Genomic DNA, 455 nt, shown 5'->3' on the forward strand with positions numbered 1-455 from the left:
CCGGAGGAGCTGTCCGCGGCGGTCGAGCTGGACCCGCCGGTGGACCGGGTCGACGCGGCCGCCTTCGCCGCGAGGGCACTCGCGACCCGGCTGCACACCGCGCTCGCCGGGCACGGCCTGGCCTGCACCCGGCTGGGGGTGCACGCACGCACGGAGAGCGGGGAGGAGCTGCTGCGGGTCTGGCGGTGCGCCGAGCCGCTGACGCCGTCCGGGACGGTGGACCGGGTGCGCTGGCAGCTCGACTCGTGGCTCGGGCGAGGCGGCTCCGGGACGCTGGTCGCGCTGCGGCTCACCCCGGAGGACACCGTGGTCGCCGGGGCGCTGCAGCGCGGGCTGTGGGGCGACGTCGGCGAGGGCGACGAGCGGGCCGGGCGGGCCCTGGTCCGGGTGCAGGCGCTGCTCGGGCCGGAGGCGGTGCTCACCGCGGTCCCGACGGGCGGCCGGGACCCGGGCGA

At 80.0% G+C, this 455-nt stretch carries 1 pseudogene; it reads left to right on the forward strand.

Annotated elements, in window-relative coordinates:
* A pseudogene (locus GTW08_RS13260) lies at nt 1-455 on the forward strand (DNA polymerase Y family protein); the annotation flags it as partial.

The organism is Pseudonocardia sp. SID8383 (assembly GCF_009864975.1).
Classification (GTDB): domain Bacteria; phylum Actinomycetota; class Actinomycetes; order Mycobacteriales; family Pseudonocardiaceae; genus Pseudonocardia; species Pseudonocardia alni.